General features: G+C 69.1%; 23 protein-coding genes. 11 read left to right on the plus strand and 12 right to left on the minus strand.

The features are described from left to right. Positions 1-75 precede the first annotated feature (75 nt). Both FO470_RS05635 and FO470_RS05640 read right to left on the minus strand, forming a co-directional pair. Positions 76-2091 carry a MacB family efflux pump subunit gene (locus FO470_RS05635; protein WP_144341889.1) on the minus strand — a complete coding sequence of 672 codons (2016 nt, stop codon included), beginning with the start codon at positions 2089-2091 and terminating at the stop codon, positions 76-78. Between the two features lie 2 nt (positions 2092-2093). After that, positions 2094-3317, minus strand: a complete 1224-nt coding sequence (locus FO470_RS05640; RefSeq protein WP_186291843.1) for an efflux RND transporter periplasmic adaptor subunit — start codon at positions 3315-3317, stop codon at positions 2094-2096. Positions 3318-3535: 218 nt separating this feature from the next. Between FO470_RS05640 and FO470_RS05645 the strand changes: the two genes are divergently transcribed. Both FO470_RS05645 and FO470_RS05650 read left to right on the plus strand, forming a co-directional pair. Then, complete coding sequence (locus FO470_RS05645) at positions 3536-4297, plus strand: response regulator transcription factor (RefSeq protein ID WP_246659477.1); 762 nt, start codon at positions 3536-3538, stop codon at positions 4295-4297. Then, positions 4294-5595, plus strand: coding sequence for an ATP-binding protein (locus FO470_RS05650; protein WP_144341890.1), 1302 nt, complete (start codon positions 4294-4296; stop codon positions 5593-5595). The genes FO470_RS05645 and FO470_RS05650 overlap by 4 nt, the downstream gene beginning before the upstream one ends. Positions 5596-5605: 10 nt before the next feature. Here the strand turns inward: FO470_RS05650 and glpK are convergent, their stop codons facing one another. The 9 genes from glpK to FO470_RS05695 form a co-directional block, all read right to left on the minus strand. Next, positions 5606-7105: a glycerol kinase GlpK gene (glpK, locus tag FO470_RS05655; protein WP_246659478.1), complete on the minus strand. Its 1500-nt coding sequence runs from the start codon at positions 7103-7105 to the stop codon at positions 5606-5608. A gap of 266 nt (positions 7106-7371) precedes the next feature. After that, positions 7372-9135: an ABC transporter substrate-binding protein gene (locus FO470_RS05660; RefSeq protein WP_144341892.1), complete on the minus strand. Its 1764-nt coding sequence runs from the start codon at positions 9133-9135 to the stop codon at positions 7372-7374. A 57-nt stretch (positions 9136-9192) separates the two neighbouring features. Next, the gene (locus tag FO470_RS05665) at positions 9193-9498 is read right to left on the minus strand and encodes a DUF2160 domain-containing protein (RefSeq protein ID WP_144341893.1); all 306 of its coding nucleotides are present in this window, start codon (positions 9496-9498) and stop codon (positions 9193-9195) included. A gap of 13 nt (positions 9499-9511) precedes the next feature. Continuing rightward, a complete protein-coding gene (locus FO470_RS05670) occupies positions 9512-10321 on the minus strand; it encodes a carbohydrate ABC transporter permease (protein WP_144341894.1) in 810 nt (269 codons plus the stop codon). 166 nt (positions 10322-10487) lie between these two features. After that, entirely contained in the window at positions 10488-11390 is a 903-nt protein-coding gene (locus FO470_RS05675) for a carbohydrate ABC transporter permease (RefSeq protein ID WP_144341895.1), read from the minus strand. Continuing rightward, entirely contained in the window at positions 11390-12493 is a 1104-nt protein-coding gene (locus tag FO470_RS05680) for an ABC transporter ATP-binding protein (protein ID WP_144341896.1), read from the minus strand. The genes FO470_RS05675 and FO470_RS05680 overlap by 1 nt, the downstream gene beginning before the upstream one ends. Positions 12494-12506: 13 nt before the next feature. Next, positions 12507-13616 (minus strand): ABC transporter ATP-binding protein, encoded by a 1110-nt coding sequence (locus FO470_RS05685; protein ID WP_144341897.1) that lies wholly within the window; start codon positions 13614-13616, stop codon positions 12507-12509. Next, positions 13613-15163, minus strand: a complete 1551-nt coding sequence (glpD, locus tag FO470_RS05690; protein ID WP_246659479.1) for a glycerol-3-phosphate dehydrogenase — start codon at positions 15161-15163, stop codon at positions 13613-13615. Before glpD ends, FO470_RS05685 begins: the two co-directional genes overlap by 4 nt. A 213-nt stretch (positions 15164-15376) precedes the next feature. Further along, complete coding sequence (locus FO470_RS05695; protein WP_144341898.1) at positions 15377-16294, minus strand: LysR family transcriptional regulator; 918 nt, start codon at positions 16292-16294, stop codon at positions 15377-15379. 141 nt (positions 16295-16435) lie between these two features. Between FO470_RS05695 and FO470_RS05700 the strand changes: the two genes are divergently transcribed. The 9 genes from FO470_RS05700 (at position 16436) to FO470_RS05735 (ending at position 24940) form a co-directional block, all read left to right on the plus strand. Continuing rightward, on the plus strand, positions 16436-17209 hold the full coding sequence (locus tag FO470_RS05700; protein ID WP_144341899.1) for an SDR family oxidoreductase: 774 nt from the start codon (positions 16436-16438) through the stop codon (positions 17207-17209). 69 nt (positions 17210-17278) lie between these two features. After that, on the plus strand, positions 17279-18655 hold the full coding sequence (locus tag FO470_RS05705) for an aldehyde dehydrogenase family protein (protein ID WP_144341900.1): 1377 nt from the start codon (positions 17279-17281) through the stop codon (positions 18653-18655). Positions 18656-18680: 25 nt separating this feature from the next. Further along, a complete protein-coding gene (locus FO470_RS05710; protein ID WP_244616464.1) occupies positions 18681-18941 on the plus strand; it encodes a hypothetical protein in 261 nt (86 codons plus the stop codon). 36 nt (positions 18942-18977) lie between these two features. Then, positions 18978-20174: a low temperature requirement protein A gene (locus FO470_RS05715; protein WP_144341902.1), complete on the plus strand. Its 1197-nt coding sequence runs from the start codon at positions 18978-18980 to the stop codon at positions 20172-20174. 17 nt (positions 20175-20191) lie between these two features. Continuing rightward, a complete protein-coding gene (locus FO470_RS19490; protein WP_186291868.1) occupies positions 20192-20338 on the plus strand; it encodes a hypothetical protein in 147 nt (48 codons plus the stop codon). Beyond that, complete coding sequence (locus tag FO470_RS05720; protein WP_144341903.1) at positions 20335-22152, plus strand: monovalent cation:proton antiporter-2 (CPA2) family protein; 1818 nt, start codon at positions 20335-20337, stop codon at positions 22150-22152. The genes FO470_RS19490 and FO470_RS05720 overlap by 4 nt, the downstream gene beginning before the upstream one ends. Then, complete coding sequence (locus FO470_RS05725) at positions 22149-22724, plus strand: DUF924 family protein (RefSeq protein WP_144341904.1); 576 nt, start codon at positions 22149-22151, stop codon at positions 22722-22724. Before FO470_RS05720 ends, FO470_RS05725 begins: the two co-directional genes overlap by 4 nt. Before the next feature lie 95 nt (positions 22725-22819). Next, the gene (locus FO470_RS05730) at positions 22820-23575 is read left to right on the plus strand and encodes a type 1 glutamine amidotransferase domain-containing protein (protein WP_144341905.1); all 756 of its coding nucleotides are present in this window, start codon (positions 22820-22822) and stop codon (positions 23573-23575) included. A gap of 120 nt (positions 23576-23695) precedes the next feature. Further along, entirely contained in the window at positions 23696-24940 is a 1245-nt protein-coding gene (locus tag FO470_RS05735) for an MgtC/SapB family protein (protein ID WP_144341906.1), read from the plus strand. 24 nt (positions 24941-24964) lie between these two features. Here the strand turns inward: FO470_RS05735 and FO470_RS05740 are convergent, their stop codons facing one another. Next, a complete protein-coding gene (locus tag FO470_RS05740) occupies positions 24965-26476 on the minus strand; it encodes a carnitine 3-dehydrogenase (protein ID WP_144341907.1) in 1512 nt (503 codons plus the stop codon). Positions 26477-26479 lie beyond the last annotated feature (3 nt).

Below are 26479 nucleotides of genomic sequence, written 5' to 3' on the forward strand. Positions count from 1 at the left end.
GTTCGACCATGAGTGGATATATTGATTAGACTATGGTGATATCGTTTCCCGGTTTTGTAATCGTATTTCCGAATATTACTGGCGGGCGTTGGCGAGGGCGGCCACCGGGTCCAGCAGGGAGGCGCGGCGGGCCGGCAGGAAGCCGAAGGCGATGCCAATGAGGCTGGAGCAGACGAAGGCGAGGACGATCGAGTTCGTCGAGTAGACCAGCGCGAAGTTCGAGCCCAGCCAGTCGAAGACGATCCCGAAGGCGAGTGCCAGCGCGATGCCGATCGCCCCTCCGAACAGGCACACCATCACCGCCTCGGTGAGGAATTGCTGGAGGATGTTGTTCCGGCGCGCGCCGACCGCCATGCGCACGCCGATCTCGCCGATGCGCTCGGACACCGACACCAGCATGATGTTCATCACCCCGATGCCGCCGACCACCAGCGAGATGACGGCGATCGCGGCGATCAGCGCCGTCATGGTCTGCGTGGTGCTGGTGATGGTGCGGCGGATGTCGTCGGTGTTGATGATGAAGAAGTCCTTGGTGCCGTGGCGCTGCGTCAGGAAGCGCGTCACCGCCTGCTCGGCATAGGCGCTGTCGATGCCGTCGCGGATCTTCAGCGTGATCGAACGCAGCGAGGTCGAGCCGAGCATGCGCGTCTGCACCGTCGTGTAGGGCAGATAGAGCGAGAGATTCTGGCTGGACCCGAAGCCGCCCTGCTGGGTGCCGGCGACACCGACCACCCGCGCCGGCACCGCGCCGACGAAGATCACCGCGCCGAGCGGATCGGCGCCCTGTTCGTCGAACAGCGCCTTGCGGGTGTTCTCGTCGATCACGACGTCGAGCGCGCGCGTTTCCACGCTCTCCGCGTCGAACAGGCGTCCGGCGGAGAGCTTCGTGCCCTTGGCGGCGAAGTAGCGGTCGCTCACCCCGTTCACCAGCGCGCTCGCCTCCTTGGCGCCGAAGCGCACCGTGCTCTGGGTGGAGACGGTGGGGGTCGCGGCCTCGACATAGGGCTGGCGGGCGAGCTCGTCGGCGTCCGCCGCCACCAGCGTGGTGATGCGGCCCGAGCGCGTATCGCCGAAATCCTTGCCGGCGAAGATCTCCAGCGTGTTGGTGCCGAGCCCGCTGATATTGGCGAGCACCTTCTGCCGCGAGCCTTCCCCGAGCGCCACCACGCAGACCACGGAGGCGATGCCGATGACGATGCCGAGCATGGTGAGCGCCGTGCGCAGGCGATGCGCGTTCATCGAGCGCAGCGCCATGCGGAAGGCTTCCTGGAACTGGCCGAACGCGCCGCGCCACGAGGCGCCATTGCTGGAAGAGACGCTCCGGCCGGCAGCGGCCCTTGGCGTGCCGCCCGTCGCCGGGGGCTCGGCCCGGCGGTCGGCGACGATGGCGCCGTCGCTGATCTCGATGATGCGCTCGGCGCGCGCCGCGACGTTCATGTCGTGGGTGACGATGATCACCGTCCGCCCCTCGGCATGCAGCTCGCCGAGAATGCGCAGTACCTCCTCGCCGCTCTGCCGGTCGAGCGCGCCGGTCGGCTCGTCGGCGAGGATCACGTCGGCGTCGTTCATCAGTGCGCGCGCGATGGAGACGCGCTGCTGCTGGCCGCCGGAAAGCTGCCCCGGCCGGTGGCCGAGGCGCGGCGCCATGCCGAGCCGGCCGAGCAGGGCGGCGGCGCGGGCCTGCCGCTCGGCGGCGGGGTGGCCGGCATAGATGGCGGGCATCTCGACATTGCCGAGCGCGGTCAGCTCCGCCAGCAGGTTGTAGCGCTGGAAGACGAAGCCGAAATGCTCCCGCCGCAGCGCCGCCAGCTCGTCCGCGGCGAGGCGGGAGGTGTCGCGCCCGGCGATGCGGTAGGAGCCGCCGCTCGGCCGGTCGAGGCAGCCGAGGATGTTCATCAGGGTCGACTTGCCGGAGCCGGACGCGCCGACGATGGCCACCATCTCGCCGGCCTCGATGGTGAGGTCGATGCCCCTGAGCACGCTCACCGTCTCCTCGCCGGAGAGGTAGTTCCGCGTCACGCCCTCCAGCGCGATGAGCGGGGTGCCGGCCCTGTCCTCGCGGGTGTCTTTGCGGGCGTCCTCGCGGGCCACGGTCAAAGCCCCATCGGCGGCGGGCCGGGCATGCCGGAGCGGGACGGCGAGACGCTCGCCGTGTCGCCCGTCACCACCCGTTCTCCTTCCCGCAGGCCGGAGCGCACTTCGGCGACGGTCTTGTCGTTGAGGCCGATATCGACCGCGCGGCTCTCGAGCCTTCCGTTCGCGTCCAGCACCTGCACCTCGTAGCGGCCGGCGGCGTCGCGCGCCCCGAGGGCCATGGCGGGAATGGTCAGCACGTCATTCGCCTCGCCGACGAGGATGTGCACCTCGGCGGTCATGTAGGTGCGCAGCCGGCCCTCGGGGTTCGGCACGTTGAGGATGCCGTTGTAGTAGATGGCGGAACTGCTGCTGGTCGTGCTCGACGCGCTGCTCGCGCTCGTCGTGGAGGACGAGAAGCTGTCGTCGCTCTTGACCGATTCCGGCGCCGGCTCGATCGCCGCCAGCGTGGTCTCGTAGCGGCGTGTGCCGTCGCCGAGGATGGTGAAATAGGCGCGCTGGCCGGGCGAGGTGCGCACCACGTCGGCCTCGGAGATCTCCGCCCGCACCGTCATCGTGTCGAGCTGGCCGAGCACCACGATGGTCGGCGCGGACTGCGTGGCGTTCACCGTCTGGCCTTCCTGGCTGACGATGGCGAGCACCGTTCCCTCGCTCGGGGCGGTGATGCGGGTGTAGCCGAGATTCGATGTCGCGTTCTCCACCGCGACCTCCGCCTCGACGATCTGCGCCTTGAGCTGCTCGATCTGCGCCTGCGTCACCTTCACATCCGCCTCGGCGGCCTCGAAGTCGGCCTGCGAGACGACCTTCTGGGACACCATCGAGGTGCGCCGTTCGAGGATGAGCCTGTCGCGATGGAGCAGGGCCTGCTTCTCCGCGAGCTGCGCGCGCACATTGTCGAGCGCGGCGCGGGCGGTGCGCAGCGCGTTCTCCTGCGGCACGGAATCGATCTCGGCGAGCAGGTCCCCCGCCGCGACCGTCTGGCCGAGGGAGACGGCGACGCGGGTGATGCGCCCGGACGCCTGCGCGCCGACGGCGACGAGCTTCGCCGGTTTCAGCGTCCCGCTGGCGAGCACCGCTTCCTCCACGTCGCCGCGCGCCACCGGCGCCGTCACCAGCGTGGAGGTCGCGTCCTTCGTCCACTGGCTGCGCGCGCCATAGATGCCGGCCAGCAGCAGGAGGGCCACTGCCGGCAGCAGCCACCTGAACAGCCTGCCCTTGATCATGCTCACACTCGTTTCGCCCAGTCCCGTTTTCACCCGGTCCCGTTCGCGGGTGGCCGGTTCGACGTGGGGGCAGAACTAGTCGGCTGGGATTGCTCGTATGTTTCGCGCTATGCTGAAAAAGCGGGAGATTTGTTGCGCAACATTGCCAGGGCGCCGGTGGAAACCCTCGTTCGCAAAATTCCCCGGCAGGGGGTGCGCGTCGTGGCTATAGGAGCCTCATGAACGACATGCGCAGCCCCGATGCCGCGAGCGGCACCCACATACTTGTCGTCGACGACGATCAGCAGATCCGCAAGCTCCTCGGCCGCTACCTCGCCGAGCAGAACTTCCGCGTCTCCCTCGCCGCCACCGGCCGCGAGGCGGAGCGGCGGCTCGCGGAGGGCGACATCGAGCTGGTCGTGCTCGACCTGATGCTGCCGGACGTCTCCGGTCTCGATCTGTGCCGCGCGATCCGCACGCGCTCCAGCGTGCCGATCATCGTGCTCACCGCCCTCAAGGAGGATGTCGACCGCATCATCGGGCTGGAGATCGGCGCCGACGACTATCTCGGCAAGCCGTTCAACCCGCGCGAGCTGGTGGCGCGCATCCGCGCCGTGCTGCGCCGGCTGGCACCGCGCGACGCTCCCGTCGCCCAGCCGGCCGCGCAGATGCGCTTCGCCGGTTTCCTCGCCGATCCCGCGAGCCGCCAGCTCTGGGACCATGACGGGGAGGAGATCGTGCTGACCGGCGCGGAGTTCGACCTGCTGCTGGCGCTGCTGGAAAGGCCGGGCCGCATGCTGTCGCGCGAGCAGTTGCTCGACATCACCCACGGGCGGGCGACGGGCGGCTTCGACCGCTCCGTCGACGTGCTGATCAGCCGCCTGCGCCGCAAGCTGGGCGACGCCGGAACGTTCCAGATCATCAAGACCCTGCGCAATGGCGGCTACCAGATGGCGGCGCGGGTGGAGCCGGTCTCCGGCCCGGAGACGCCGGCACCGTGAACACGATCCGCACCAAGCTCACCGCGCTGCTGGTCGCTTCCGTCCTGGGCGTGCTGGTCATCGCCACGGGCCTCTCCTTCCTGATGCTCTCGCCGCCCGACTTCGCCAAGGCCGAGGACGCGACGGCGGTGCAGCTCGAACTGCTCATCGATCTCGCCGAGCGCAACCACGAGGCGCTGGTGGGCAACCCCAACGGCCGGATCGCCGATGCGCCGGCGGGCGGGGCGCTCTTCGGGCCCGCCACCGACGGCATCAACGCCGCCCTGGAGCGCCGCGGGCGCACCCAGCGCGTGGTCGTGACCGACGGACCGGACGCGCCGTGGCCGGTCGTCTCCGCCCGGCTTTCCGACGGGCACTGGCTCATCATGCCGCTGGCGCTGCCGAGGCCCGGTCCGGGCGGCGAATGGGCGCTCGTGGGCTGGCTGGTGCTGGTGGCGCTCGGCGTCACCCTCGTCATGGTGTTCGCCGTGCGGCGCCTCACCGAGCCGCTGGCATTGCTCCAGCGCACCGCCGCCGCCATCGACCCCAACGGCGCGCTGCGGCTTCTTCCCGAGAAGGGGCCGCGCGAGGTGCGGGCGGCGGCGCGCGCCATCAACCTGCTCTCCACCCGCCTCGGCCAGGCGATGGAGAGTCGCATGCGCCTCGTCGCGGCGGCGGGGCACGACCTGCGCACGCCGATGACGCGGATGCGCCTGCGCGCCGAATTCCTGCCGGAGGACGAGCGCAGCGCCTTCATCGAGGATCTCGATGAACTCGACCGCATCGCCGACAGCGCCATCCGGCTGGTGCGGGAGGAGGTGGAGGACGGCGAGGGCGAGCCCATCCGGCTCGACCGGCTGGTCGCTGACACCGTCGTCGAGCTGCAGGCCATCGGCTACGCGGTGGAGCTGGAGGATGTGGCGGCGGTGACGATACGCGGCCGTCCGCAGGCGCTGCGCCGCGCGCTGCGCAACCTCCTGATCAACGCGGCGACGCATGGCCGCCAGGGTACGGTCCGGGTTGCCGGCGGGGAGGGCCGGGCGCGCGTGGAAATCGAGGACAGCGGGCCCGGCATCCCCGAGAACCTGCTGCCGCGCGTGTTCGAGCCGTTCTTCCGGGTCGATCCCGCCCGCGGCGCGCCGACGCCGGGCGCGGGGCTGGGCCTCGCCATCGCGGAGCAGATCATCACCCGCAACGGCGGCACGCTCAGCCTGCAGAACATGGAGCGGGGCGACGCGGTTCTCGGCCTGCGGCAGGTGCTGGAATTCCCGGCGGAACCCGCCGATACGCGCGACGAGCCGGACGCCGGGGCTCTCTGAGCGTGCCGGTCTAGGGCGCTGTCAGCCGCCGCACCGCGTCGCGCCAGCCGGCCAGCTTGGCGTTGCGGGTCTCCGCCGGCATCGAGGGATCGAAGCGGCGGTCGAGACGCCAGGAATCGGCGAAGCGGCCGGGCGCCGGCATGATGCCGGCATGGTAGCCGGCGAGATAGGCGGCGCCGAGCGCGGTCGTCTCGCGGATCACCGGCCGGTCGACCGGCGCGGCGATCAGGTCCGCCAGACGCTGCATGGCGAAGTTCGAGGCGGCCATGCCGCCGTCCACGCGCAGCACGGGGGTGCCGTGCGCGATGCCGGAGCTCGCCCAGTCGGTGTTCATCGCGTCGATCAGATCGGCGGTCTGGTAGCAGACGCTCTCCAGCGCGGCGAGGGCGAACTCGGCCGGGCCGGTATTGCGGGTCAGCCCGAACATCGCCCCGCGCACATCAGGGTTCCAGTGCGGCGCGCCGAGGCCGACGAAGGCAGGCACGAGATAGACCTGCTGGGCCGGATCGGCGGCCTCGGCCAGCGGCTCGGTGTGCGCGGAATTGGCGATGATGCCGAGCCCGTCGCGCAGCCACTGCACCGCCGCCCCGGCGACGAAGATCGAGCCTTCCAGCGCATAGGTGCGCTTGCCGCCGAGCTGGTAGGCGATGGTGGTCAGCAGCCGGTTCCGCGAGCGGACGGCGGTGGTCCCGGTGTTGAGCAGGGCGAAGCAGCCCGTGCCGTAGGTCGACTTGATCATGCCGGGCTGGAAGCAGGCCTGGCCGACCGTGGCGGCCTGCTGGTCGCCGGCGATGCCGCCGATGGAAATGGTGCCGCCGAACAGCTCCGGCCGCGTCGCGCCGAAATCGGCGGCGCAGTCGCGCACCTCCGGCAGCAGCGAGCGCGGCACGCGCAGCAGCGCCAGCAGGTCGTCGTCCCAGGTGCCGGTGTGGATGTTGAACAGCAGGGTGCGCGCGGCGTTGGTGGCGTCGGTGGCGTGCACCTTGCCGCCGGTGAGCTTCCACAGCAGCCAGCTGTCGACCGTGCCGAAGGCGAGCTCGCCGCGCTCGGCGCGGGCCCGCGCGCCCGGCACCTCGTCGAGGATCCAGCCGATCTTGGTGCCGGAGAAATACGGGTCGAGGATCAGCCCGGTGCGCTCGGTGACCAGCGGCTCATGGCCCTCGGCGCGCAGGCGGGCGCACAGGTCGGCGGTGCGCCGGTCCTGCCAGACGATGGCGCGATGGATGGCGGCGCCCGTCTTGCGGTCCCAGACGACGGTGGTTTCGCGCTGGTTGGTGATGCCGATGGCGGCGATGTCGGAAGCCTGCGCGCCGGCCTGGTCGAGCACCGCGTGGCAGGTGACGAGCGTGGACCGCCAGAGGTCCTCGGCTTCGTGCTCGACCCAGCCGGAGGCGGGGAAATGCTGCGGAAACTCCTGCTGCGCCTGCGCGGCGACGGAGGTGTCCGGACGGAACAGGATCGCGCGGGAGGACGTCGTGCCCTGGTCGATCGCGAGGAGGTAGGTCGTCACGTTGCACTCCGCAAAAGGCGTCATCCCGGAAAGGTGCCGGATACCTGTCCGCAATGCTCGTCCGTGGCAAGCGGCCCCTGCCGGCCGGGCCCATGCTGGCCGGGCCTATGCCGGGCGGAAGAAGATCGTCCCGGACGGCGCGTGCGCGCCCGGGACGAGGTGCCGGGGCGGAGTCCCCAAACCCCGGAGTGGGGAAGCGAGGTGTCGGCGGCCGGCGGGCGGGTGGGCCCGCCGGCCGCTTCAGCTATGTGCCCTGGAAGAGGGCGTCAGTTGGACGCCTTCTTCGGCGGGGTCGCGGGCCAGCTCTTGATCAGGGCGTCGTAGTCGACCGTCTCGCCCTGTGGCTTCTCGTTGGCGAGCTTGGGCTGCGGCGCGAGGTTGCCCTCCTTCTTGGCGAGGTCGACCCAGTACTCCATCGGGTGCTTGGCGTTCAGCTTCGGGCCGCATTCGCCCTGCACGCCCGAGCGTTCCAGGCGCTCCATGACGGAGTCCTGCGCGGCGGCGAGCGCGTCCATGGCGGCCTGCGGCGTCTTCGCGCCGGAGGAGGCGTCACCGATATTCTGCCACCACAGCTGGGCGAGCTTGGGGTAGTCCGGCACGTTCACGCCGGTCGGCGACCACTGCACGCGGGCCGGCGAGCGGTAGAACTCGATCAGGCCGCCGAGCTGGGGCGCGCGCTCGGTGAAGCTCTTGTCCCAGATGTCGCTCTCGCGGATGAAGGTGAGGCCGACATGGCTCTTCTTCAGCGAGACGGTCTTGGAGGTGACGAACTGGGCGTAGAGCCAGGCCGCCTTGCGGCGGTCGACCGGGGTCGACTTCAGCAGCGTCCAGGAACCCACGTCCTGGTAGCCGAGCTTCATGCCGTCCTTCCAGTAGGCGCCCTTCGGCGAAGGCGCCATGCGCCACTTCGGCGTGCCGTCGGCGTTCATCACCGGCAGGCCGGGCTTCACCATGTCGGCGGTGAAGGCGGTGTACCAGAACATCTGCTGGGCGATGTTGCCCTGCGCGGGAACCGGGCCGGCCTCCGAGAAGGTCATGCCGAGCGCCTGCTGCGGCGTGTATTTCTTCAGCCACTCGATGTACTTGGTGATCGAATAGACCGCCGCCGGGCCGTTGGTGTCGCCGCCGCGCTCGACCGAGGAGCCGACCGGGCGGCAGCCTTCCATGCGGATGCCCCATTCGTCGACCGGCTTGCCGTTCGGCAGGCCGCGGTCGCCGTTGCCGGCCATGGAGAGCCACGCATCGGTGAAGCGCCAGCCGAGCGAGGGGTCCTTCTTGCCGTAGTCCATGTTGCCATAGACCTTGACGCCGTTGACCTCCTTCACGTCGTTGGTGAAGAACTCGGCGATGTCCTCATAGGCGGACCAGTTCACCGGCACGCCCAGCTCGTAGCCGTACTTGGCCTTGAACTTGGCCTTGATGTCGGGGTTGGTGAACCAGTCGTAGCGGAACCAGTAGAGGTTCGCGAACTGCTGGTCGGGAAGCTGGTAGACCTTCCCGTCCGGCGCGGTGGTGAAGGAGATGCCGATGAAGTCGGCGAGGTCGAGCGTCGGCGACGTGACGTCCTTGCCCTCGGCCGCCATCCAGTCGGTGAGCGGCACCACCTGCTTGTAGCGGAAATGCGTGCCGATGAGGTCGGAATCGTTCACCCACGCATCGTAGATGTTCTTGCCCGACTGCATCTGAGTCTGGATCTTCTCCACCACGTCGCCCTCCTGGATGAGGTCGTGGGTGAGCTTGATCCCGGTGATCTCCGAGAACGCCTTGGCGAGGACCTTGGCCTCGTATTCATGCGTGGTGATGGTCTCGGAGACGACGTTGATCTCCATGCCCTTGAAGGGTTCGGCAGCCTTGATGAACCACTCCATCTCCTTCAGCTGCTCGTCCTTGGAGAGCGTCGAGGGCTGGAACTCGCTGTCGATCCACTTCTTGGCGGCGGCCTCGTCCGCGCGCGCCGGCGCGGCGAAGGCGATCAGCGCCGCGGCGCTGGCGGCCAGCAGAAGCCGGCCACGGCTCGGTGACTGCAACATGGGTCTTTCCTCCCGTTTCTTCCCAGAGTCCCGCGGCTTGCTGCCGCTTAGGCAAGTTCACACGAGGCGGAACACCGCCAGTGCGTAGACAAGGCAGAGCGCGAGCGCCCAGCCGAGTTCGGGTCCCACCAGGCCGAGCCAGGCGAGATTGATGAAGGCGCTGCCCAGCAGCGTGATGAACAGCCGGTCGCCGCGCGTGGTCGGGATGCCGAGCACGCCGACGCGGGCGCGTTCCGGCCGCCACACCGCCAGCAGCGTGAAGGTGAGCAGCAGCCCGATGATGACGGCGAAGAACAGCCCGGTCTGCCAGGTCCAGGCCATCCAGGCGGTGTTCTCGGCGAGGCGGGTGGTGACGTCGTCCATCGCGGCCTCCTCCTCACACCCGCCCGAGGGCGAAGCCCTTGGCGATGTAGTTGCGCACGAACCAGATCACCAGCGCGCCGGGGATGATGGTCAGCACGCCGGCCGCCGCCAGCAGGCCCCAGTCCATGCCGGCCGCCGAGACGGTGCGGGTCATCGTCACCGCGATCGGCTTGGCGTTGGTGGCCGTCAGGGTGCGCGCCAGCAAGAGCTCGACCCAGGAGAACATGAAGCAGAAGAAGGCGGCGACGCCGATGCCGGAAGCGATCAGCGGCATGAAGATCTTCACGAAGAAGCGCGGGAAGGAATAGCCGTCGATCGCCGCCGTCTCGTCGATCTCGCGCGGCACGCCGGACATGAAGCCTTCCAGGATCCACACCGCCAGCGGCACGTTGAACAGGCAGTGCGCCAGCGCCACGGCCCAGGGCGTGTCGAACAGGCCGATGGCCGAGTAGAGGTTGAAGAAGGGCAGGGCGAACACCGCCGGCGGCGCCATGCGGTTCGACAGCAGCCAGAAGAACAGGTGCTTCTCGCCGACGAAGCGATAGCGCGAGAAGGCGTAGGCCGCCGGCAGCGCCAGCGCGATCGAGATGATGGTGTTCAGCACCACATAGGTGAGCGAGTTGATGTAGCCCGAATACCAGCTCGAGTCGGTGAAGATCTTGATGTAGTGCTCGAAGGTCAGATCCCGCGGCCACAGCGTGACGCCGGAATTGATCTCGAAATTGGTCTTCAGGCTCATGTTTACGAGCCAGTAGATCGGCATGATCAGGAAGAGCAGGTACAGCGCCATGATGAAGGCGCCGCCGCGCGTGTTCGGGTTCATCGCCGATCTCCGATGCCGATTGCGTCGAGCCTGAAATTCAGTCCGCCGTCATGGCCGGGCTTGTCCCGGCCATCCACGCCTTCCTGGCCGGCGGCGAACCCGGTCATGGATCCCCGGGTCAAGCCCGGGGATGACGGTCGATGGAATCGCGGCGGCGAGGAGATGCTCATGCCGCGCCCCCCTGGTCGGGCCGCTCGGTGCCGGTATTGGTCATCACCGTGTAGAAGACCCAGCACAGGGCGAGCACGATGAGATTATAGACCAGCGACATCGCCGCCGCCTTGCCGAGATCGAACTGGCCGAGGGCGAGCTTCACGAGGTCGATGGAAAGGAAGGTCGTGGCGTTGCCGGGGCCGCCGCCGGTCAGCACGAAGGGCTCGGTGTAGATCATGAAGCTGTCCATGAAGCGTAGCAGCACCGCGATCAGCAGCACGCGCTTCATCTTCGGCAGCTGGATGGTGGTGAAGATCGCCCAGCGCGAGGCACCGTCGATGCGCGCCGCCTGGTAATAGGCGTCGGGGATCGACTTGAGGCCGGCATAGCACAGCAGCGCCACCAGGCTGGTCCAGTGCCACACGTCCATCACCACGATGGTGATCCACGCGGCGATGGGATCGCCCGTGTAGTTGTAGGGAATGCCGAGCGCGTTCAGCCCCCAGCCGACGAGGCCGATATCGGCGCGCGCGAAGACCTGCCAGATGGTGCCGACGACGTTCCACGGGATCAGCAGCGGCAGCGCCATGATCACCAGCGTGGCGGCGACCTTCCAGCCCTCGCGCGGCATGGACAGCGCGACGAGGATGCCGAGCGGCACCTCGATGGCGAGGATGATCGCGGAGAACAGCAGGTTGCGCCACAGCGCGTCGAAGAAGCGCCCGCCGAGCTCGGTCGAGGGGTCGAGCAGTTCCTGGAACCAGCCCAGCCCGTTCCAGAAGAACTGGTTGTTGCCGAAGGTGTCCTGCACCGAATAGTTCACCACCGTCATGATCGGCAGGATGGCCGAGAAGGCGACGATGAGGAAAACCGGCGCGACCAGCAGCCAGGCGCGGTTGTTGAGCGGCTTTTCCATCACGCCCCTCCCTCGCGGTTTGCCGTTTCCCCTTCGACGAGGACGCCGCCGGCATAGATGTGGACGTGCCGGGGATCGAGCCGCAGGCCGGCCGTGTCGCCGTCGAGCGCCAGCGCGTCCGGCACCATGGCGGCGGCCGGGTGGCCGGCGATCTCGATGCGGGCGATGCGGGCGCGGCCGATGTCGTCGATGCGCCGCACCTTCACCGGCAGTCCGGTGCCGGCGCCCGCCAGCGTGGCGAATTCCGGCCGCACGCCGAGTTCGATCCGCTCGCCCGCCGGCAGGGAGGGGTAGGCGCGCACCAGCTCGATGGCGACGTCGCCGATATGCGCCGTGCGGCCCTCGACCCTCGCCGGCAGCACGTTCATGCCCGGCGAGCCGATGAAATGGCCGACGAAGGTGTGCGCCGGGCGCTCGAACAGCTCCTCCGGTGTGCCCGTCTGCACCACCGCGCCGTCATGCATGACGACGACCGTGTCGGCGAAGGTCAGCGCCTCGGTCTGGTCGTGGGTGACGTAGATCATGGTGAGGTCGAGCGCGCGGTGCAGCTCCTTCAGCGTGGAGCGCAGCTGCCATTTCAGGTGTGGGTCGATGACGGTCAGCGGCTCGTCGAACAGGATGGCGTTGACGTCCGAGCGCACGAGGCCGCGCCCGAGCGAGATCTTCTGCTTGGCGTCGGCGGTGAGGTTGGAGGCCTTGCGGTCGAGCACCGCCGACAGGTCGAGCCGATGGGCGATCTCCTCGACGCGCCGGGCGATGGCCTCGCGCGGCAGGTGCCGGTTCTTCAGCGGGAAGGCGAGGTTCTCGCGCACGCTCATCGTGTCGTAGACGACCGGGAACTGGAACACCTGCGCGATGTTGCGGGCCTCGGTCGGCAGGTGGGTCACGTCGCGGTCGTTGAACAGGATGCGGCCCTTGGTCGGGATGACGAGGCCGGAGATGATGTTGAGCAGGGTGGTCTTGCCGCAGCCGGAGGGGCCGAGCAGCGCGTAGGCGCCACCCTGCCGCCAGACGTGGTTGATCTCCTTCAGCGCGTAGTCCTGCGGGCCGCGCGGGTCGGGCCGGTAGGCGTGGGCGAGGCCGTCGAGGGTGATGCTGGCCATTGTCCGCTCCTCCTCAGGCCGCCGCGTCGAACGCGCGCCCGGCCCGCTGGCCGTCGGCGTCGAACAACAGGATGTGGCGGGGATCGATCATCACCTCGACCGCGGCGCCCGGCTCCAGCCGTCGCACGCCGGAGACCAGCGCGGTGAGGCGTTCCTCGCCCATGTCCATGTGCAGGAAGCTCTCCGAACCCGTGACCTCCGTCACCGCGACGGACGCGCCGAGGCGGATGAGCCCGTCATGCGCCGGAACCTCCTCGGCGAGCGGTATCTCGCCCACCCCGAGATGATGCGCCCGCACGCCCATGGTGTAGGCGCCGTCCGGCACGCTGGCGAAGATGCCGGTGGCCGGCAGCACCGTGCCGCCCTTCAGCAGAACCGTGTGGCTCGACTTGGTGATGCGCAGCGCGTTGAGCGGAGGGTCGGAGAAGACCTTCGCCGTGGCGAGATCGGCCGGGCGGCGATAGACCTGCGCCGTCGGGCCGAACTGCGTCAGCGCGCCTTCCATCAGCGTCGCGGTATTGCCGCCGAGCAGCAGCGCCTCGGTCGGCTCGGTCGTGGCGTAGACGAAGACGGCGCCGGTGGAGGCGAAGATGCGCGGCAGCTCCTCGCGCAGTTCCTCGCGCAGCTTGTAGTCGAGATTGGCCAGCGGCTCGTCGAGCAGCACGAGGTCGGCGCGCTTCACCAGCGCGCGGGCGATGGCGGTGCGCTGCTGCTGGCCGCCGGAAAGCGCCAGCGGCGTGCGCTGGAGATAGGGGTCGAGCTTCAGCAGCCTGGCGGCCTCGGTCACGCGCGCCTCGATCTCCGTCCGCGACAGGCCCTGCACGCGCAGGGGAGAGGCGATGTTCTCGTAGACCGTCAGCGCGGGGTAGTTGATGAACTGCTGGTAGACCATGGCGACGCTGCGCTTCTTCACCGTCACGCCGGTGACGTCGCGCCCATCGACGAGGATGCGCCCGGAGGTCGGCGCGTCGAGGCCGGCCATCAGCCGCATCAGGCTGGTCTTGCCGGCCAGCGTGGCGCCGAGCAGCACGTTCAGGCTGCCGCGCTCCAGCCGCAGCGAGACATCGCGGATATAGGGCACGCCGGCGACGGAGCGGCTGACATGGTCGAGTTCGAGGCTCATCGGGCGCCTCCCTGCGCGGCGGCGGGCGGGGAGGGCAGGCGGCTCGCCTCGCGCATGAAGGCGTCGAGCGCGGCGGTTTGCTCGGGCGTGAAGCGCAGGCCGAGCTTGGAGCGGCGCCAGAGCACGTCCTCGGCGGTGCGCGCCCATTCCTCGCGCATGAGGTAGCCCACTTCCGCCTCGGTGAGGTCGGCGCCGAACACCCGGCCGAGATCGGCGGCGGCGCGCGCGCCGTCGAGAATGCGCATCGCCCGCGTGCCGTAGGCGACCACGAGGCGGCGGGCGAGCCGCTCGTCGAGCCAGGGATGGGCGCGCAGCAGCTGCGCGACGACGCGCGGCTGGTCGGCCACCCCGAAGTCGCCGCCCGGCAGCGGCGCGGTGCCGGTCCAGGAGGCCTTGGCGGCGGCCGGCAGATAAGGCGCGAGCTTCTGCATCGCGTGTTCGGCAAGGCGCCGATAGGTGGTGATCTTGCCGCCGAAGACCGAGAGCGCCGGCACGCGCCCGTCGGCGTCGTCGAGTTCCAGCACGTAGTCGCGCGTGGCTTCCTGCGCCTTGGAGGCCCCGTCGTCATAGAGCGGGCGCACGCCGGAATAGGTCCACACCACCTGCTCCGGCGTCACCGGCGCCTTGAAGTACTCGCTGGCCGCCGCGCAGAGATAGGCGATCTCCTCCGGGCTCGCGACCGGCTTCGAGGGCGTGCTGCCGAAGTCGCGGTCGGTGGTGCCGATCAGCGTGAAGTCGTGCTCGTAGGGGATGGCGAAGATGATGCGCCCGTCGGCGTTCTGGAAGATGTAGGCACGGTCGTGCTCGTAGAGCCGGGGCACCACGATGTGGCTGCCCTGCACGAGGCGGACATTGGCGGGCGAGTTGGCGCTCACCACATGCGCCAGCACCTCGTGCACCCACGGGCCGGCGGCGTTGACCAGCGCGCGGGCGTGCACGGCGTGGCGGACGCCGTCCTCCTCGACCTCGAGGCGCCAGAACTCCGGCTCGCGCCGGGCCGAGACGACGCGCGCGCCGCGCCGGATGTCGGCGCCGCGCTCGGCGGCGTCGAGGGCGTTCAGCACGACGAGGCGGCTGTCCTCGACCCAGCAGTCGGAATATTCGAAGGCGCGGCGGAAATCGTCGCGCAGCGGCCGTCCGGCGGGATCGCGCGCGAGATCGAGCGTGCGCGTCGCCGGCAGCAGCTTGCGCCCGCCCAGATGGTCGTAGAGGAACAGGCCGAGGCGCAGCAGCCAGGCCGGCCGCAGCCCGGCATGGTGCGGCAGGACGAAGCGCAGCGGGCGGATGATGTGCGGGGCGATCGACCACAGCACCTCGCGCTCGGCGAGCGCCTCGTGCACGAGGCGGAACTCGTACTGCTCGAGATAGCGCAGGCCGCCATGGATCAGCTTGGTCGAGGCGGAGGAGGTGGCGCCGGCGAAATCGCCCTGCTCGAACAGGACGACCGAGACGCCGCGCCCCGCCGCGTCACGTGCGATGCCGCAGCCGTTCACGCCCCCGCCGATGATCGCGAGGTCGTAGGTCTCGTCCAGCGTACGAGCGTCCAATTGGCGTCTCCCACGATGCGCTTCCGTTACATCGGAGTGCTTTCGTTTTTATCTTCATATGGACGCTATACGAAACTCATATTGGCCGCAACGGCGATAAATTCGAAAGACTCGAACCTTCGTTTAGGTGCGATGCAGCATCTGCGCACCATAGGGAAGCTTTCGGCTCCCACGCCGTTCGCGAGGGTCCGCCGGCTCGGGCCGTCCGTGCGCTCAGGCCTGGCCGGGATCGCCGCAGATGGTCCGCTTCAGCAGCGCCTCCAGCCAGTCGGCGAAGGCCTGCAGCCGGCGCGAGAGATGCTGCCGGTGCGAATAGAGCAGGGTCATCGGCATGGGCGCCGCGCGGTGGTCGGGCATCACCTCGACGAGTTCGCCGGCGGCCAGATGCGCGCGCACGTCATAGGCGGGGATCTGGATCAGCCCGAGCCCCGCGAGGCAGCAGGCGATGTAGGCCTCCGCCCCGTTCACGGTCACGCGGCCGCGCACCGGCTTCTCCCGCGCGGTGCCGTTCTCGACCCACTCCCAGTTCTCGACGCGCCCGGTCGAGGGAGAGGCGTAATTCACCGCCCAGTGTCCGGCCAGCTCGTCGGGCGACTGGGGGATGCCGTGGCGGGCAAGATAGGCCGGGCTCGCCACGTTGATCAGCGGCAGGCTGCCGATCGAGCGGGCGATCAGCCCGGAATCGCTCAGCGGCCCGACCCGCAGCACACAGTCGATGCCGTCCTCGACGAGATTGACGGCACGGTCGGTGACGCCCAGTTCGATGTCGATCTGCGGATAGCGGTCGAGGAAATCCGGCAGCGCCGGCGCGATGACGAGGCGGCCGATCCGCCCGGGCACGTCGACCCGCAGCCGGCCGGTCAGCTGCGTGGCCGACTGGCGGAACAGCCCCTCGACCTCCTCGACGTCGGCGACCAGCGGCAGGCAGCGCTCATAGAACGAGACGCCGTCCTGCGTCGGGGAGACCTTGCGGGTGGTGCGGTGGAGAAGGCGGGCGCCGACCCGTGTCTCCAGCTCCAGCACCGCCGCCGATACCGAGGAGCGTGGCAGGCCGAGCGTGTCGGCGGCGCGCGTGAAGCTGGAGCATTCGACCACGCGCGCGAAGATGCGGAACAGGTCGATCCGGTCCACGGCGCTTTCAACTCCGATTGTGCGCGTATTCTGACAAATGAAGCCAGAGGCAACGTATTTTTCGCGCAACACTAAGAGATAAATTGCCATCGCGAAAGGAGCGGCGGCATCGAGCGGCCGCACTCCAAGGAGGCTGACGAAATGACCGATCATTCCATCAAGGGAAAAACCGTTCTCATCGCCGGCGGCGCCAAGAATCTCGGCGGGCTTGTCGCCCGCGATTTCGCCGCGCAGGGCGCCAAGGCCATCGTGATCCATTACAACACCGCGGCCACCAAGGCGGAAGCCGACGCCACCGTCGCCGCCGTCAAGGCCGCGGGCGCCGAGGCCGTGGCGCTGCAGGCGAACCTGATCGCCGCCGGCGCGGTGGAGAAGCTCTTCGCCGATACCGTCGCCGCCGTGGGGCGCCCGGACATCGCCATCAACACCGTCGGCAAGGTGCTGAAGAAGCCGATGGTCGAGATTTCCGAGGCCGAATATGACGAGATGACCGCGGTCAACTCGAAGGTGGCGTTCTTCTTCCTCAAGGAAGCTGGCAAGCACCTGAACGACAACGGCAAGATCGTGACGGTCGTCACCTCGCTGCTCGGTGCCTACACGCCTTTCTACGCCGCCTATGCCGGCACCAAGGCGCCGGTGGAGCACTTCACCCGCGCCGCTTCCAAGGAGTTCGGCGACCGCGGCATCTCGGTGACGGCGATCGGCCCTGGCCCGATGGACACCGGCTTCTTCTACCCGGCCGAAGGCGCGGATGCGGTCGCCTATCACAAGACCGCCGCGGCGCTGTCCAAGTACTCCAAGACCGGCCTCACCGACATCGAGGACATCGTGCCGTGGATCCGCATGCTGGCCTCCGAGGGCTGGTGGATGACCGGCCAGACCATCCTCGTGAACGGCGGCTACACCACGAAGTGAGGCCTGCGCCCCGGCAATCGCGAGACTGCCGGGGCGTTTCTCTTCGCGTCAGCATGAAGGGAGGTCGGCGTGACCAATCCGTTCCAGTCCATTCTCGACGCTCAGCGCGAACATTTCCTGACCGACGCCACCAAGGGCTACGACTGGCGCATCGATCAGCTCGACCGCATGGAGCGGATGCTTGCCGACAACAGGGAGGCGCTCTGCGCGGCGCTTCATGAGGATTTCGGAAAGCCTCCCTTCGAGCAGCTGTTCGAGATCACCGTGCCGATGGGCGTGATCCGTTATTACCGCGAGAACCTGAAGGCGCTGATGGCGCCGGAGACGGTGAAGATTCCGGACGGCCTCGAAGCGACCGGCAATCGCGGCGTCATCTACAAGGAACCCTACGGCGTCACGCTGGTGATCGGCCCCTTCAACGCGCCGATCCTCCTGCTGCTCGATCCGGCCATCGCCGCGCTCGCCGCCGGCAACACGGTGGTCCTCAAGCCCGCCAACACCACGCCCCGCACCGCGGCGCTGCTGGCCGATCTCGTGCCGCGCTATTTCGCGCCGGAGAACGTCGCCATCGTCACCGGCGGGCGCGAGCAGATATCGGCGCTGCTGGAACTGCCGTTCGACTTCATCTTCTTCACCGGCTCCTCGGCCGTGGGCAAGGTGGTGATGCGCGCCGCGGCCGAGCACCTGACGCCGGTCCTGCTGGAACTCGGCGGCCAGAATCCGACCATCGTCGATGCCACCGCCAATCTCGACGTTGCCGCCGACCGCATCGCGTGGGGGCACAACGCCATCTCCGGCCAATGGTGCATCGCGCCGGGCTATGTCTGCGTGCATGAGAGCGTCGCGGATGCCTTCATCGCCAGGCTCAAGGCCTCGATCGTGAAGATGTATGGCGAGGATCCGAGCCGGAGCCCGGATTTCGCGCGGATGATCAGCACGCATGACGCGGAGCGGGTCGCGTCCTACATCCTGCCGGAAAAGGTGGTGCATGGCGGGCGCTTCGATGTCGAGGCGCGCTATGTCGAGCCGACCGTCCTCTACCCCTCCGACTGGAACGATCCGGCGCTGCAGCAGGAGGTGTTCGGCCCCGTGCTGCCGGTGATGGCCTATGGCGACCTGACCGCGCTGCTGAAGGTGATCAAGCGCAAGCCGAAGCCGCTGGCGGCCTACATCTTCAGCAAGGACCGGCAGACCATCGACCATGTGCTCGCCAGCCTGTCCTTCGGTGGCGGCTGCGTGAACCAGACCAACCTGCATTGCTGGATCGACAGCCTGCCTTTCGGCGGGGTCGGCAACAGCGGCATGGGGAAATACTACGGCAAGGCCGGCTTCGACGCGCTCAGCAACACCAAGGCCATGCTGATCGGCAATCCGGACGTCGAGCTCGACGTGTTCCCGCCCTATGCCGGCAAGGACATCGCGAAGAACCTCAGCGTGTTTTCCTGAAGATAAGGGGTGCGGGATCATGCACATGGCGATGGTCATCGGCGGCGGGATCGTCCTGCTCGGCCTGTTTCTGCTGTTCGGCAGGCTGTGGGGCGGCGCCACGCCCGATCTGGCGCTCGCCGCCAAGGCCTTCGTCCCGGTCTGGCTGGTCATCGCGCTGGTGAACATGTGGGTCGGCGTCACGAAGGCCGGCTATTCCATGCGCGACGAACTGCCGATCCTGCTCATCGTCTTTATCGTGCCGGCCGTGCTCGCCGGCATCGCCGTCTGGCGGTTCGCCCGATAGACGGCTGCGAACGTCCCGCGCGGTGAGGGAAGCCCCATGTCCGAACAGATGACTGAACACCCGCTCCTTCGCCGGCGCGACGGCCATCATGCCCGCGTGACCTATGAGGAGCTGTTCTTCGATCTCGTCTACGTCTTCGCGGTCACCCAGCTCAGCGCCAAGCTGCTGCACGGCCTGTCGCTCACCGGCGTGATCGAGACGCTGATCCTGTGGTTCGCCGTCTGGCTCGGCTGGCAGTACACCTGCTGGGTCACCAACTGGTTCGATCCCGAAACGCCGCGCATCCGTTCCCTGATCTTCGCGGTGATGCTGGCCGGTCTCGGCATGGCGGCGGCCATTCCGGGCGCCTTCGGCGAGCGGGCGCTGGTCTTCGTGCTCGCCTATGTGGCGATCCAGGTCGGCCGCACCGCCTATATCGTCTGGGAACTGGGCGCGGATCATCCGCTCTCGGCCAATTACCGGCGCATGCTCGTCTGGCTGCTGATCGCCGCCGTCTTCTGGTTCGCGGGCGTCTTCGCCGAGGGATGGGCGCGGATCGGCCTGTGGGCCATCGCGGTGGGGTGCGAGTACATCTCGCCGATGTTCGGCTTCGCGCTGCCGGGGTTCGGCCGCTCGAAGACCAGCGACTGGACCATCGAGGGCGGACACCTCGCCGAGCGCTGCCAGCTCTTCGTCATCGTCGCGCTGGGCGAGACGCTGCTCGCCACCGGCGTGACCCTGTCCCACGCCGAGAGCTGGGACGTCACCGTCCTGTCGGCGGTGCTCGCCACCTTCTTCGGCACGCTGGCCATGTGGTGGCTGTATTTCGGCACGTCCAGCAAGGAGGCCACCGACACCATCACCCATTCCGACGATCCCGGCCGGATCGGCGCCTATTTCCACTACGTTCACGCCATTCTGGTCGCCGGCATCATCGCCACCGCCGTCGGCAACGATCTGGTGATGGCGCATCCGCACGACCCGCTGAAGCTCGCCTATGCGCTGGTTCTCTCGGCCGGGCCGGGGATCTATCTGCTCGGCAGCGCGACCTACAAGAAGGTGGTCTACGGCGTGGTACCGGTCTCCCATATCGTCGGCGCCGTGGTGCTGGCGGCCTTCATTCCGCTGGCCTACACGGTCGACCTGCTCACCATGGGCTGGCTCACCACCCTCGTCATGATGGTCGTCGGGCTCTGGGAAGGGCGCCTCAGGCGCCGTCGGCAGGAGGCCGCCCCGCGGCACGCGGCGCCCTGAAGGCCGCGCCGACGAATATGTGGGCCGGCGTCACGAAGGCCGGCTATACGGTGGCGCAGGAATTGCCGATCCTGCCCGTGGTCTTCGCCGTGCCCGCCATCCTCGTGGCGGTGCCGGCGTGGCAGGGCCGATCCGAGGCGCCGACCGGAGAGACTGACCGATGACGATCGAAGCCGCATCCCAAGCCGCGTCTCACGCCGCCGAGGCCGCCTCCCATGGCGGCTTCAATCTCGTTCCCATCGTCGTGCTGCTCGGCGCGGCGGTCATCGCGGTGCCGCTGTTCAAGCGGCTGGGCCTCGGCTCGGTGCTCGGCTATCTCGCCGCGGGCCTCGCCATCGGTCCGTTCGGCCTCGGCCTGTTCTCCGATCCGCAATCGATCCTGCATGTCGCCGAGCTCGGCGTGGTGATGTTCCTGTTCATCATCGGACTGGAGATGCAGCCCTCGCGGCTCTGGTCGATGCGCGGTGAGATCTTCGGCCTCGGGCTGCTGCAGGTCGCGGTCTGCATCGGGCTGCTGACCTGCGTCGGGCAGGCGCTCGGCTATCCCGTGCCGCAGAGCTTCGTCGCCGGCACCGGCTTCGTGCTGACCTCGACCGCCATCGTCATGCAGATGCTGGAGGAGCGCCGCGCGCTCGGCCTGCCCAAGGGCCGGCGCATCGTCGCGATCCTGCTGCTGGAAGACCTCGCCATCGTTCCCCTGCTGGCCCTCGTCGCCTTCCTCGCGCCCGGCGGCGAGGACGCGACGCTTGCCGACCGGCTGACCGGCGTCGCCATCGGGCTGGCCTCGATCACCGGCCTGGTCCTCGCCGGCCGCTATCTGCTCGATCCGCTGTTCCGCCTGCTCGGCAAGGCCAAGGCGCGCGAGGTGATGACGGCGGCGGCGCTGTTCGTCGTGCTCGGCGCGGCGCTCGCCATGCAGCTCGGCGGGCTGTCCATGGCGATGGGCGCCTTCCTCGCCGGCGTCCTGCTGTCGGAATCCACCTTCCGCCACCAGCTCGAGGCCGACGTCGAGCCGTTCCGCGGCATCCTGCTCGGCCTGTTCTTCCTCGGCGTCGGCATGTCGCTGGACCTCTCGGTGATCGCCGCCAACTGGCGGCTGATCGCGCTGGCCGTCGTCGCCTACATGGTGCTGAAGATGCTCGGCATCTACGCGGTCGCCCGCCTGTTCCGGGCCTCGTCGCGCGAGGCGGTGGAGCGCGCGGTGCTGATGGCGCAGGGCGGCGAGTTCGCCTTCGTCCTCTACGCCGCCGCCACCGCGGTCGGCATCATCGACGCCGAGGCGAACGCCATCCTGACCGCCACCATCATCGTCTCCATGGCGCTCACCCCGCTCATGATCATCCTGCATGACCGGCTGATGCCCAGGCCCGCGCCGTCCATGGAAGGCGTCGAGGCGGCGGAGAACCTCTCCGCCAGCATCCTGCTGATCGGCTTCGGCCGCTTCGGCCAGATCGTCAGCCAGCCGCTGCTGGGCAACAGCTGCTCGATCTCCATCATCGAGACCGACACGGACGCCATCCGCAACGCGCAGGATTTCGGCTTCAAGGTCTATTACGGCGACGGCGCGCGCCTCGACATTCTCCACGCGGCCGGCGCGGGGGAGGCGCGTCTCGTCGTCATCGCCGTCAACGATCGCGAGGCGAGCCTGAAGATCGCCGAGCTCATCAAGGCGGAGTTCCCGCTGGTGCCGGTGCTCGCGCGCTCCTTCGACCGCGAGCACGCGATCGAGCTCATCAATGCCGGCGTCGAGTGGCAGATCCGCGAAACCTTCGAATCCGCGCTGGCCCTCGGGGAGAAGGCGCTGGAACTCCTCAACGTCGACGAGGAGGAGCGCGAGCGCGTGGTCGAGGACATCCGCCGGCGCGACAGCGACCGGCTCGCCATCGAGATCACCGACGGCATCTATGCCGGCCGCGAGCTGATCCACGGCAACGCGCCGGTCAAGGGAACGCCGGCGGGGCCCGGAGCCGCGTCATGATCGCCCGCCGCCGCATCGAGGTCCGGGCCTCCGATGACGGGGTTTCCGCCGTCATCGGCTTCTGGAGCGAGGCCGGCACGCGCGGCCAGTGGTTCGACCAGGACCCCGCCTTCGACGCCGCGTTCCGCCAGCGCTTCCTCGACCTGCACATGGAGGTCGCGGCGCGGCGGCACGACGGCTGGGCGGAGACCGCCGAGGGCGCGCTCGCGCTGCTGGTCCTCACCGACCAGTTCCCCCGCAATGCCTTCCGCGGCACGGCGCATATGTACGCGACCGATCCGCTGGCGCGCCTCCATGCGCGGCAGGCGGTGGAGGCGGGACACATGGAGCGCGTGGAGCCGGCGCTGCGGCTGTTCTTCTGCCTGCCCTTCGCCCATTCGGAGGATATCGCCGACCAGGACATCTCGGTCGCGCTGAACGCGCGGCTCGGCCCGACCTGGCTCGAACACGCCGAAGGCCACCGCGACATCATCCGCCGCTTCGGGCGCTTCCCCCACCGCAACCCGATGCTGGGGCGCGCCACGACGCCCGAGGAGAAGCGTTTCCTCGAGACCGGCGGCTTCCGGGGCTAGCGCCCCCTCATCCTCGCGCCGCGCCGCCGGCGCGTCATCCTTCCCCCGTTCCCACTTCCCGCGCTTCCCGCGGCTGAAACTGGAAAAGGCAGCCCATGTCGGCATCGGACCTGAAAGTCGAAACCCGGATCGGTGTGAAGCGCAAGCCGCGTCGCATCCTGTCCATCGTTTCCAACACGACCCAGCTCAAGGGTTTCCCCGTCGGCTTCTTCGCCGAGGAGATGACGCGCGCCTTCCTCGCCTTCATCGAGGCGGGGCACCGGGTGGACCTCGCTTCGCCCAAAGGCGGGGAGGTGATGTTCGACACCCACAGCGACCCGCGGACCCCCGGCGGCGCCTATGCGGACGATCTGATCAGCCTCGGCTTCGCGCACCACGCGACGTTCGGTCCGATGCTCAGGAATACCCTGCCCATCAGCGCGGTGACGGTGGACGACTACGACGCGGTCTGGGTCGCGGGCGGCGGCGGCCCGCTTCTGACGTTCAAGGACGACGAGGCATTGCACGCGCTGATCGCGTCCTTCTACGAGAAGGGAAAGGTCGTCGCGCTGATCTGCCATGGCTCCGGGCTTCTGCTGTGGACCCGCCTGTCCAACGGCAAGCTGCTGGCCGAGGGCAAGAAGTGGACGGGCTTCACCGATGCCGAGGAAGAGGAGGTCAACACCGCCTTCGGCATGAAGCTGAACGAGTACACCATCGAAAGCGAGGCTGCCGGCATCGAGGGCACCACCTTCCTCTGCCGGGAGGCGAACGCGCCTTTCGCCATCCGTGACGGCCGCCTGATCACCGGCCAGCAGCAGTACAGCAGCGCGATCACCGCGGAACTGGTGCTGGAAGCTCTCGACGAGTAGCGGGCGCGCCGGCCGCGTGCCATATCGCCGGCGGTGGCCTGTCGCTCAGGCCGCTTTCCCGTCTTTCGGCGTTGTCCGATACTGACGGGGGACGATCGGTGGCGCGTCGCGGGTAAGGTCATGGATATCGATCTGGCGTTCCGACTGGTGCTGGCGCTCGCCATCGGCGTCGTCGTCGGCGTCGAGCGCGGCTGGCGCGAGCGGACCGCCGCGCCGGGCAGCCGCACGGCGGGCGTGCGCACCTATGCGCTTGCCGGCCTGCTCGGGGGCGTTTTCGCGGCGCTGGCGCTCGCCTTGCAGACGCCGCTGCTGGTCGGCGTCGGCTTCGTCGGCTTCATCGTCGTCTTCGCCTGGTTCAAGCGTGCCGAGGCCCGCGAGGACGAGGACTACAGCGTCACCGGCACGGTCGCCGCCATGCTGGTGTTCGCCCTCGGCGCGCTGGCGGTGGCGGGGGACCGGCAGCTGGCCGGCGCGGGCGGCATTGTGGTCGCCGTCGTTCTGGCCAGCCGCGACTACGCCCACAAGCTCCTTGAGCGCATCACCTGGGTCGAGCTGCGCTCGGCGCTGCTGCTGCTGGGCATGAGCGGGGTGGTGCTGCCGCTGCTGCCGGACGAGGCCATGGGGCCCTATGACAGCATCAATCCGCGCAGCATCTGGCTGTTCAGCGTCTTCGTCGCCACCCTGTCCTATGCCGGCTATGTCGCCATGCGCCTGCTGGGGCCGGCGCGCGGCCTGCTCGTCACCGGCGTGACCGGTGGCCTCGTCTCCTCGACCGCCATCACCACCGCCTTCGCCCGCCGCGCCGCGCAGGGCGAGCCGGATGCGGCGCTGGCCGCCGGCGCCGCTGCCGCCGGTGCGACCTCGCTGCTGCGGGTTCTCGTGGTGGTCCTGGCCGTCAAGCCGGCGCTCGGCGTCGCGGTTGCGGCGCCGATCGTCGCCGCCGCCGCCGTCTTTCTGGTGACGGCCTGGCTGATGGCACGCCGCTTCGAGCAGTCGGCGGGCGAGACCGTTCTGGGCAATCCCTTCGAACTCGTCCCCGTCGTCGGCTTCGCGCTGCTGCTGATGCTGGTCGGCCTGCTGGCCGGCTGGATGACCGCGCGCTTCGGCAGCGCCGGCCTGTCCTGGCTGGCGCTGATCTCCGGTCTGGTCGATGTCGATGCGGTGGTGCTGTCCAGCGCCCGGCTGGCCGGAGAGGGCGTCGAGATGGCGGCCGCCGCCCGGGCGGTGCTGCTGGCGCTGCTGTCCAACGCGCTGGCCCGCGCGGCCTATGCCGTCGGTCTCGGCAGCCGGGGATACGCGACGCGGCTGGGGGGCGTGACGCTGGGAGCCTGCGCGGCCGGCGCGGCGGCGATGGTCTTCGTCTGAGCCGCGCCGCCGCGCTTTTCCGTCCTACGCAATCACCGGTTCCCGCTTGCGGCCGATGGATCGTCCCGCCTCCGGCGGAACGTCCAGCCGGGCATGCGCATCCACGATCGGCCGCAGCCGTGCGAGCACGGTGCCCGGCGCCGGCGCGGCGCGGCCGGCCTTCGTGTCCACATGCAGCAGCATCTGCTCGGCGGTCGCCACTTCGCGCGCCGGGGCGCCGGCGAAGAGCCGGTGGAACACATGGATGCGCTTCTCGTCGGCGGCGACGATCTGGCAGGTCGAGCGCAGTTCCTCGCCGAGCTTGGCTTCGTCGAGGTGCCGGATATGCGTTTCCACCGTGTAGTAGCTGTGCCCGGCCTCGACATAGGCGAGGTCGACGCCGATGAGCCGCAGCAGCGCATCCGTGGTGTCGCCGAACACCTGGAGATAACGGTGCTCGGTCATGTGCCCGTTATAGTCGATCCAGGCCGGCGACACGCGCGTCTCGACCAGCGCGAGCGGCGCGGAGAGGTCGGGGGTCTCCGGGGGAGACGCCTGCGCCAGCAGCCGCTGCTCGAAGTCGGCGAGCAGCTTGCCCGCTCCCCAGCCTTCGCCGCCGCGCCCGGCCTTCAGCGCCTGCACGATGCCGACGAGGTTCTCGTCGCGGATGCGCTCCAACTCGCGGATGGAGAGCCCCGCCGCCTGCGCGTCCGACTGCGCGCCGATCTTCTCCACCAGCGCATCGTCGAGGTCGACCACGTCGGTCAGCTTGGTCCACGGCCATTTGAGGCACGGTCCGAACTGGGCGAGGAAATGGCGCATGCCGGCCTCGCCGCCGGCGATGCGGTAGGTCTGGAACAGGCCCATCTGCGCCCAACGCAGGCCGAAGGAATAGCGGATCACGTCGTCGAGCGTCTCGACGTCGCAGATGTCGTCCTTGATCAGCCACAGCGCCTCGCGCCACAGCGCCTCCAGCAGCCGGTCGCCGACGAAGGCCTCGATCTCGCGGGCGATGACGACGCCCTTCATGCCGATGGCATCGAGCACCGCTTTCGCCCGCTCGATGGTGGCGGGCGCCGTCGCCGTGCCGCCGACGATCTCGACCAGCGGCAGCAGGTAGACCGGGTTGTAGGGATGGGCGACGAACAGCCGCTCGGGATGGGTCAGTTCCGCCTGGAGATCGGACGGCAGCAGTCCCGAGGTGGAGGAGCCGATCAGCGCGTCGGCCGGCGCGGCGGCATCGATCTCGCCGAGCACGCGGCGCTTGAGGTCGAGCCGCTCGGGCACGCTCTCCTGTATCCACTCGGCATCCGTCACCGCCTCGCGGAGGCTGGCGCAGAAGGTGAGCCGGCCGCGCGGCAGCAGCGGGGCGTTGGTCAGCAGCCCGTAGGCGCGCTCGGCATTTGCAAGCACTTCGCCGACGATGCGCTGCGCTTCCGGGTGCGGGTCGAACACCTTCACGTCGATGCCGGCGAGCAGGAAGCGGGCGATCCAGCCGCCGCCGATGACGCCGCCGCCGATGCAGGCGGCGCGGGAGAGGGGGGCAAGGCTCGTCATGGG

Origin of the sequence: Ancylobacter moscoviensis (assembly GCF_007559435.1) — a bacterium.
Lineage (GTDB): Bacteria > Pseudomonadota > Alphaproteobacteria > Rhizobiales > Xanthobacteraceae > Ancylobacter > Ancylobacter moscoviensis.

What these genes read in the sequence shown, in the direction of transcription:
- FO470_RS05640 (WP_186291843.1), bottom strand. Translation starts at nt 3,317, where the DNA reads ATGATCAAGGGCAGGCTGTTCAGGTGGCTGCTGCCGGCAGTGGCCCTC.
- FO470_RS05645 (WP_246659477.1), top strand. Translation starts at nt 3,536, where the DNA reads ATGAACGACATGCGCAGCCCCGATGCCGCGAGCGGCACCCACATACTT.
- FO470_RS05660 (WP_144341892.1), bottom strand. Translation starts at nt 9,135, where the DNA reads ATGTTGCAGTCACCGAGCCGTGGCCGGCTTCTGCTGGCCGCCAGCGCC.
- FO470_RS05665 (WP_144341893.1), bottom strand. Translation starts at nt 9,498, where the DNA reads ATGGACGACGTCACCACCCGCCTCGCCGAGAACACCGCCTGGATGGCC.
- FO470_RS05670 (WP_144341894.1), bottom strand. Translation starts at nt 10,321, where the DNA reads ATGAACCCGAACACGCGCGGCGGCGCCTTCATCATGGCGCTGTACCTG.
- FO470_RS05675 (WP_144341895.1), bottom strand. Translation starts at nt 11,390, where the DNA reads ATGGAAAAGCCGCTCAACAACCGCGCCTGGCTGCTGGTCGCGCCGGTT.
- FO470_RS05680 (WP_144341896.1), bottom strand. Translation starts at nt 12,493, where the DNA reads ATGGCCAGCATCACCCTCGACGGCCTCGCCCACGCCTACCGGCCCGAC.
- FO470_RS05685 (WP_144341897.1), bottom strand. Translation starts at nt 13,616, where the DNA reads ATGAGCCTCGAACTCGACCATGTCAGCCGCTCCGTCGCCGGCGTGCCC.
- FO470_RS05700 (WP_144341899.1), top strand. Translation starts at nt 16,436, where the DNA reads ATGACCGATCATTCCATCAAGGGAAAAACCGTTCTCATCGCCGGCGGC.
- FO470_RS05710 (WP_244616464.1), top strand. Translation starts at nt 18,681, where the DNA reads ATGGCGATGGTCATCGGCGGCGGGATCGTCCTGCTCGGCCTGTTTCTG.
- FO470_RS05715 (WP_144341902.1), top strand. Translation starts at nt 18,978, where the DNA reads ATGTCCGAACAGATGACTGAACACCCGCTCCTTCGCCGGCGCGACGGC.
- FO470_RS19490 (WP_186291868.1), top strand. Translation starts at nt 20,192, where the DNA reads ATGTGGGCCGGCGTCACGAAGGCCGGCTATACGGTGGCGCAGGAATTG.
- FO470_RS05720 (WP_144341903.1), top strand. Translation starts at nt 20,335, where the DNA reads ATGACGATCGAAGCCGCATCCCAAGCCGCGTCTCACGCCGCCGAGGCC.
- FO470_RS05725 (WP_144341904.1), top strand. Translation starts at nt 22,149, where the DNA reads ATGATCGCCCGCCGCCGCATCGAGGTCCGGGCCTCCGATGACGGGGTT.
- FO470_RS05730 (WP_144341905.1), top strand. Translation starts at nt 22,820, where the DNA reads ATGTCGGCATCGGACCTGAAAGTCGAAACCCGGATCGGTGTGAAGCGC.
- FO470_RS05735 (WP_144341906.1), top strand. Translation starts at nt 23,696, where the DNA reads ATGGATATCGATCTGGCGTTCCGACTGGTGCTGGCGCTCGCCATCGGC.
- FO470_RS05740 (WP_144341907.1), bottom strand. Translation starts at nt 26,476, where the DNA reads ATGACGAGCCTTGCCCCCCTCTCCCGCGCCGCCTGCATCGGCGGCGGC.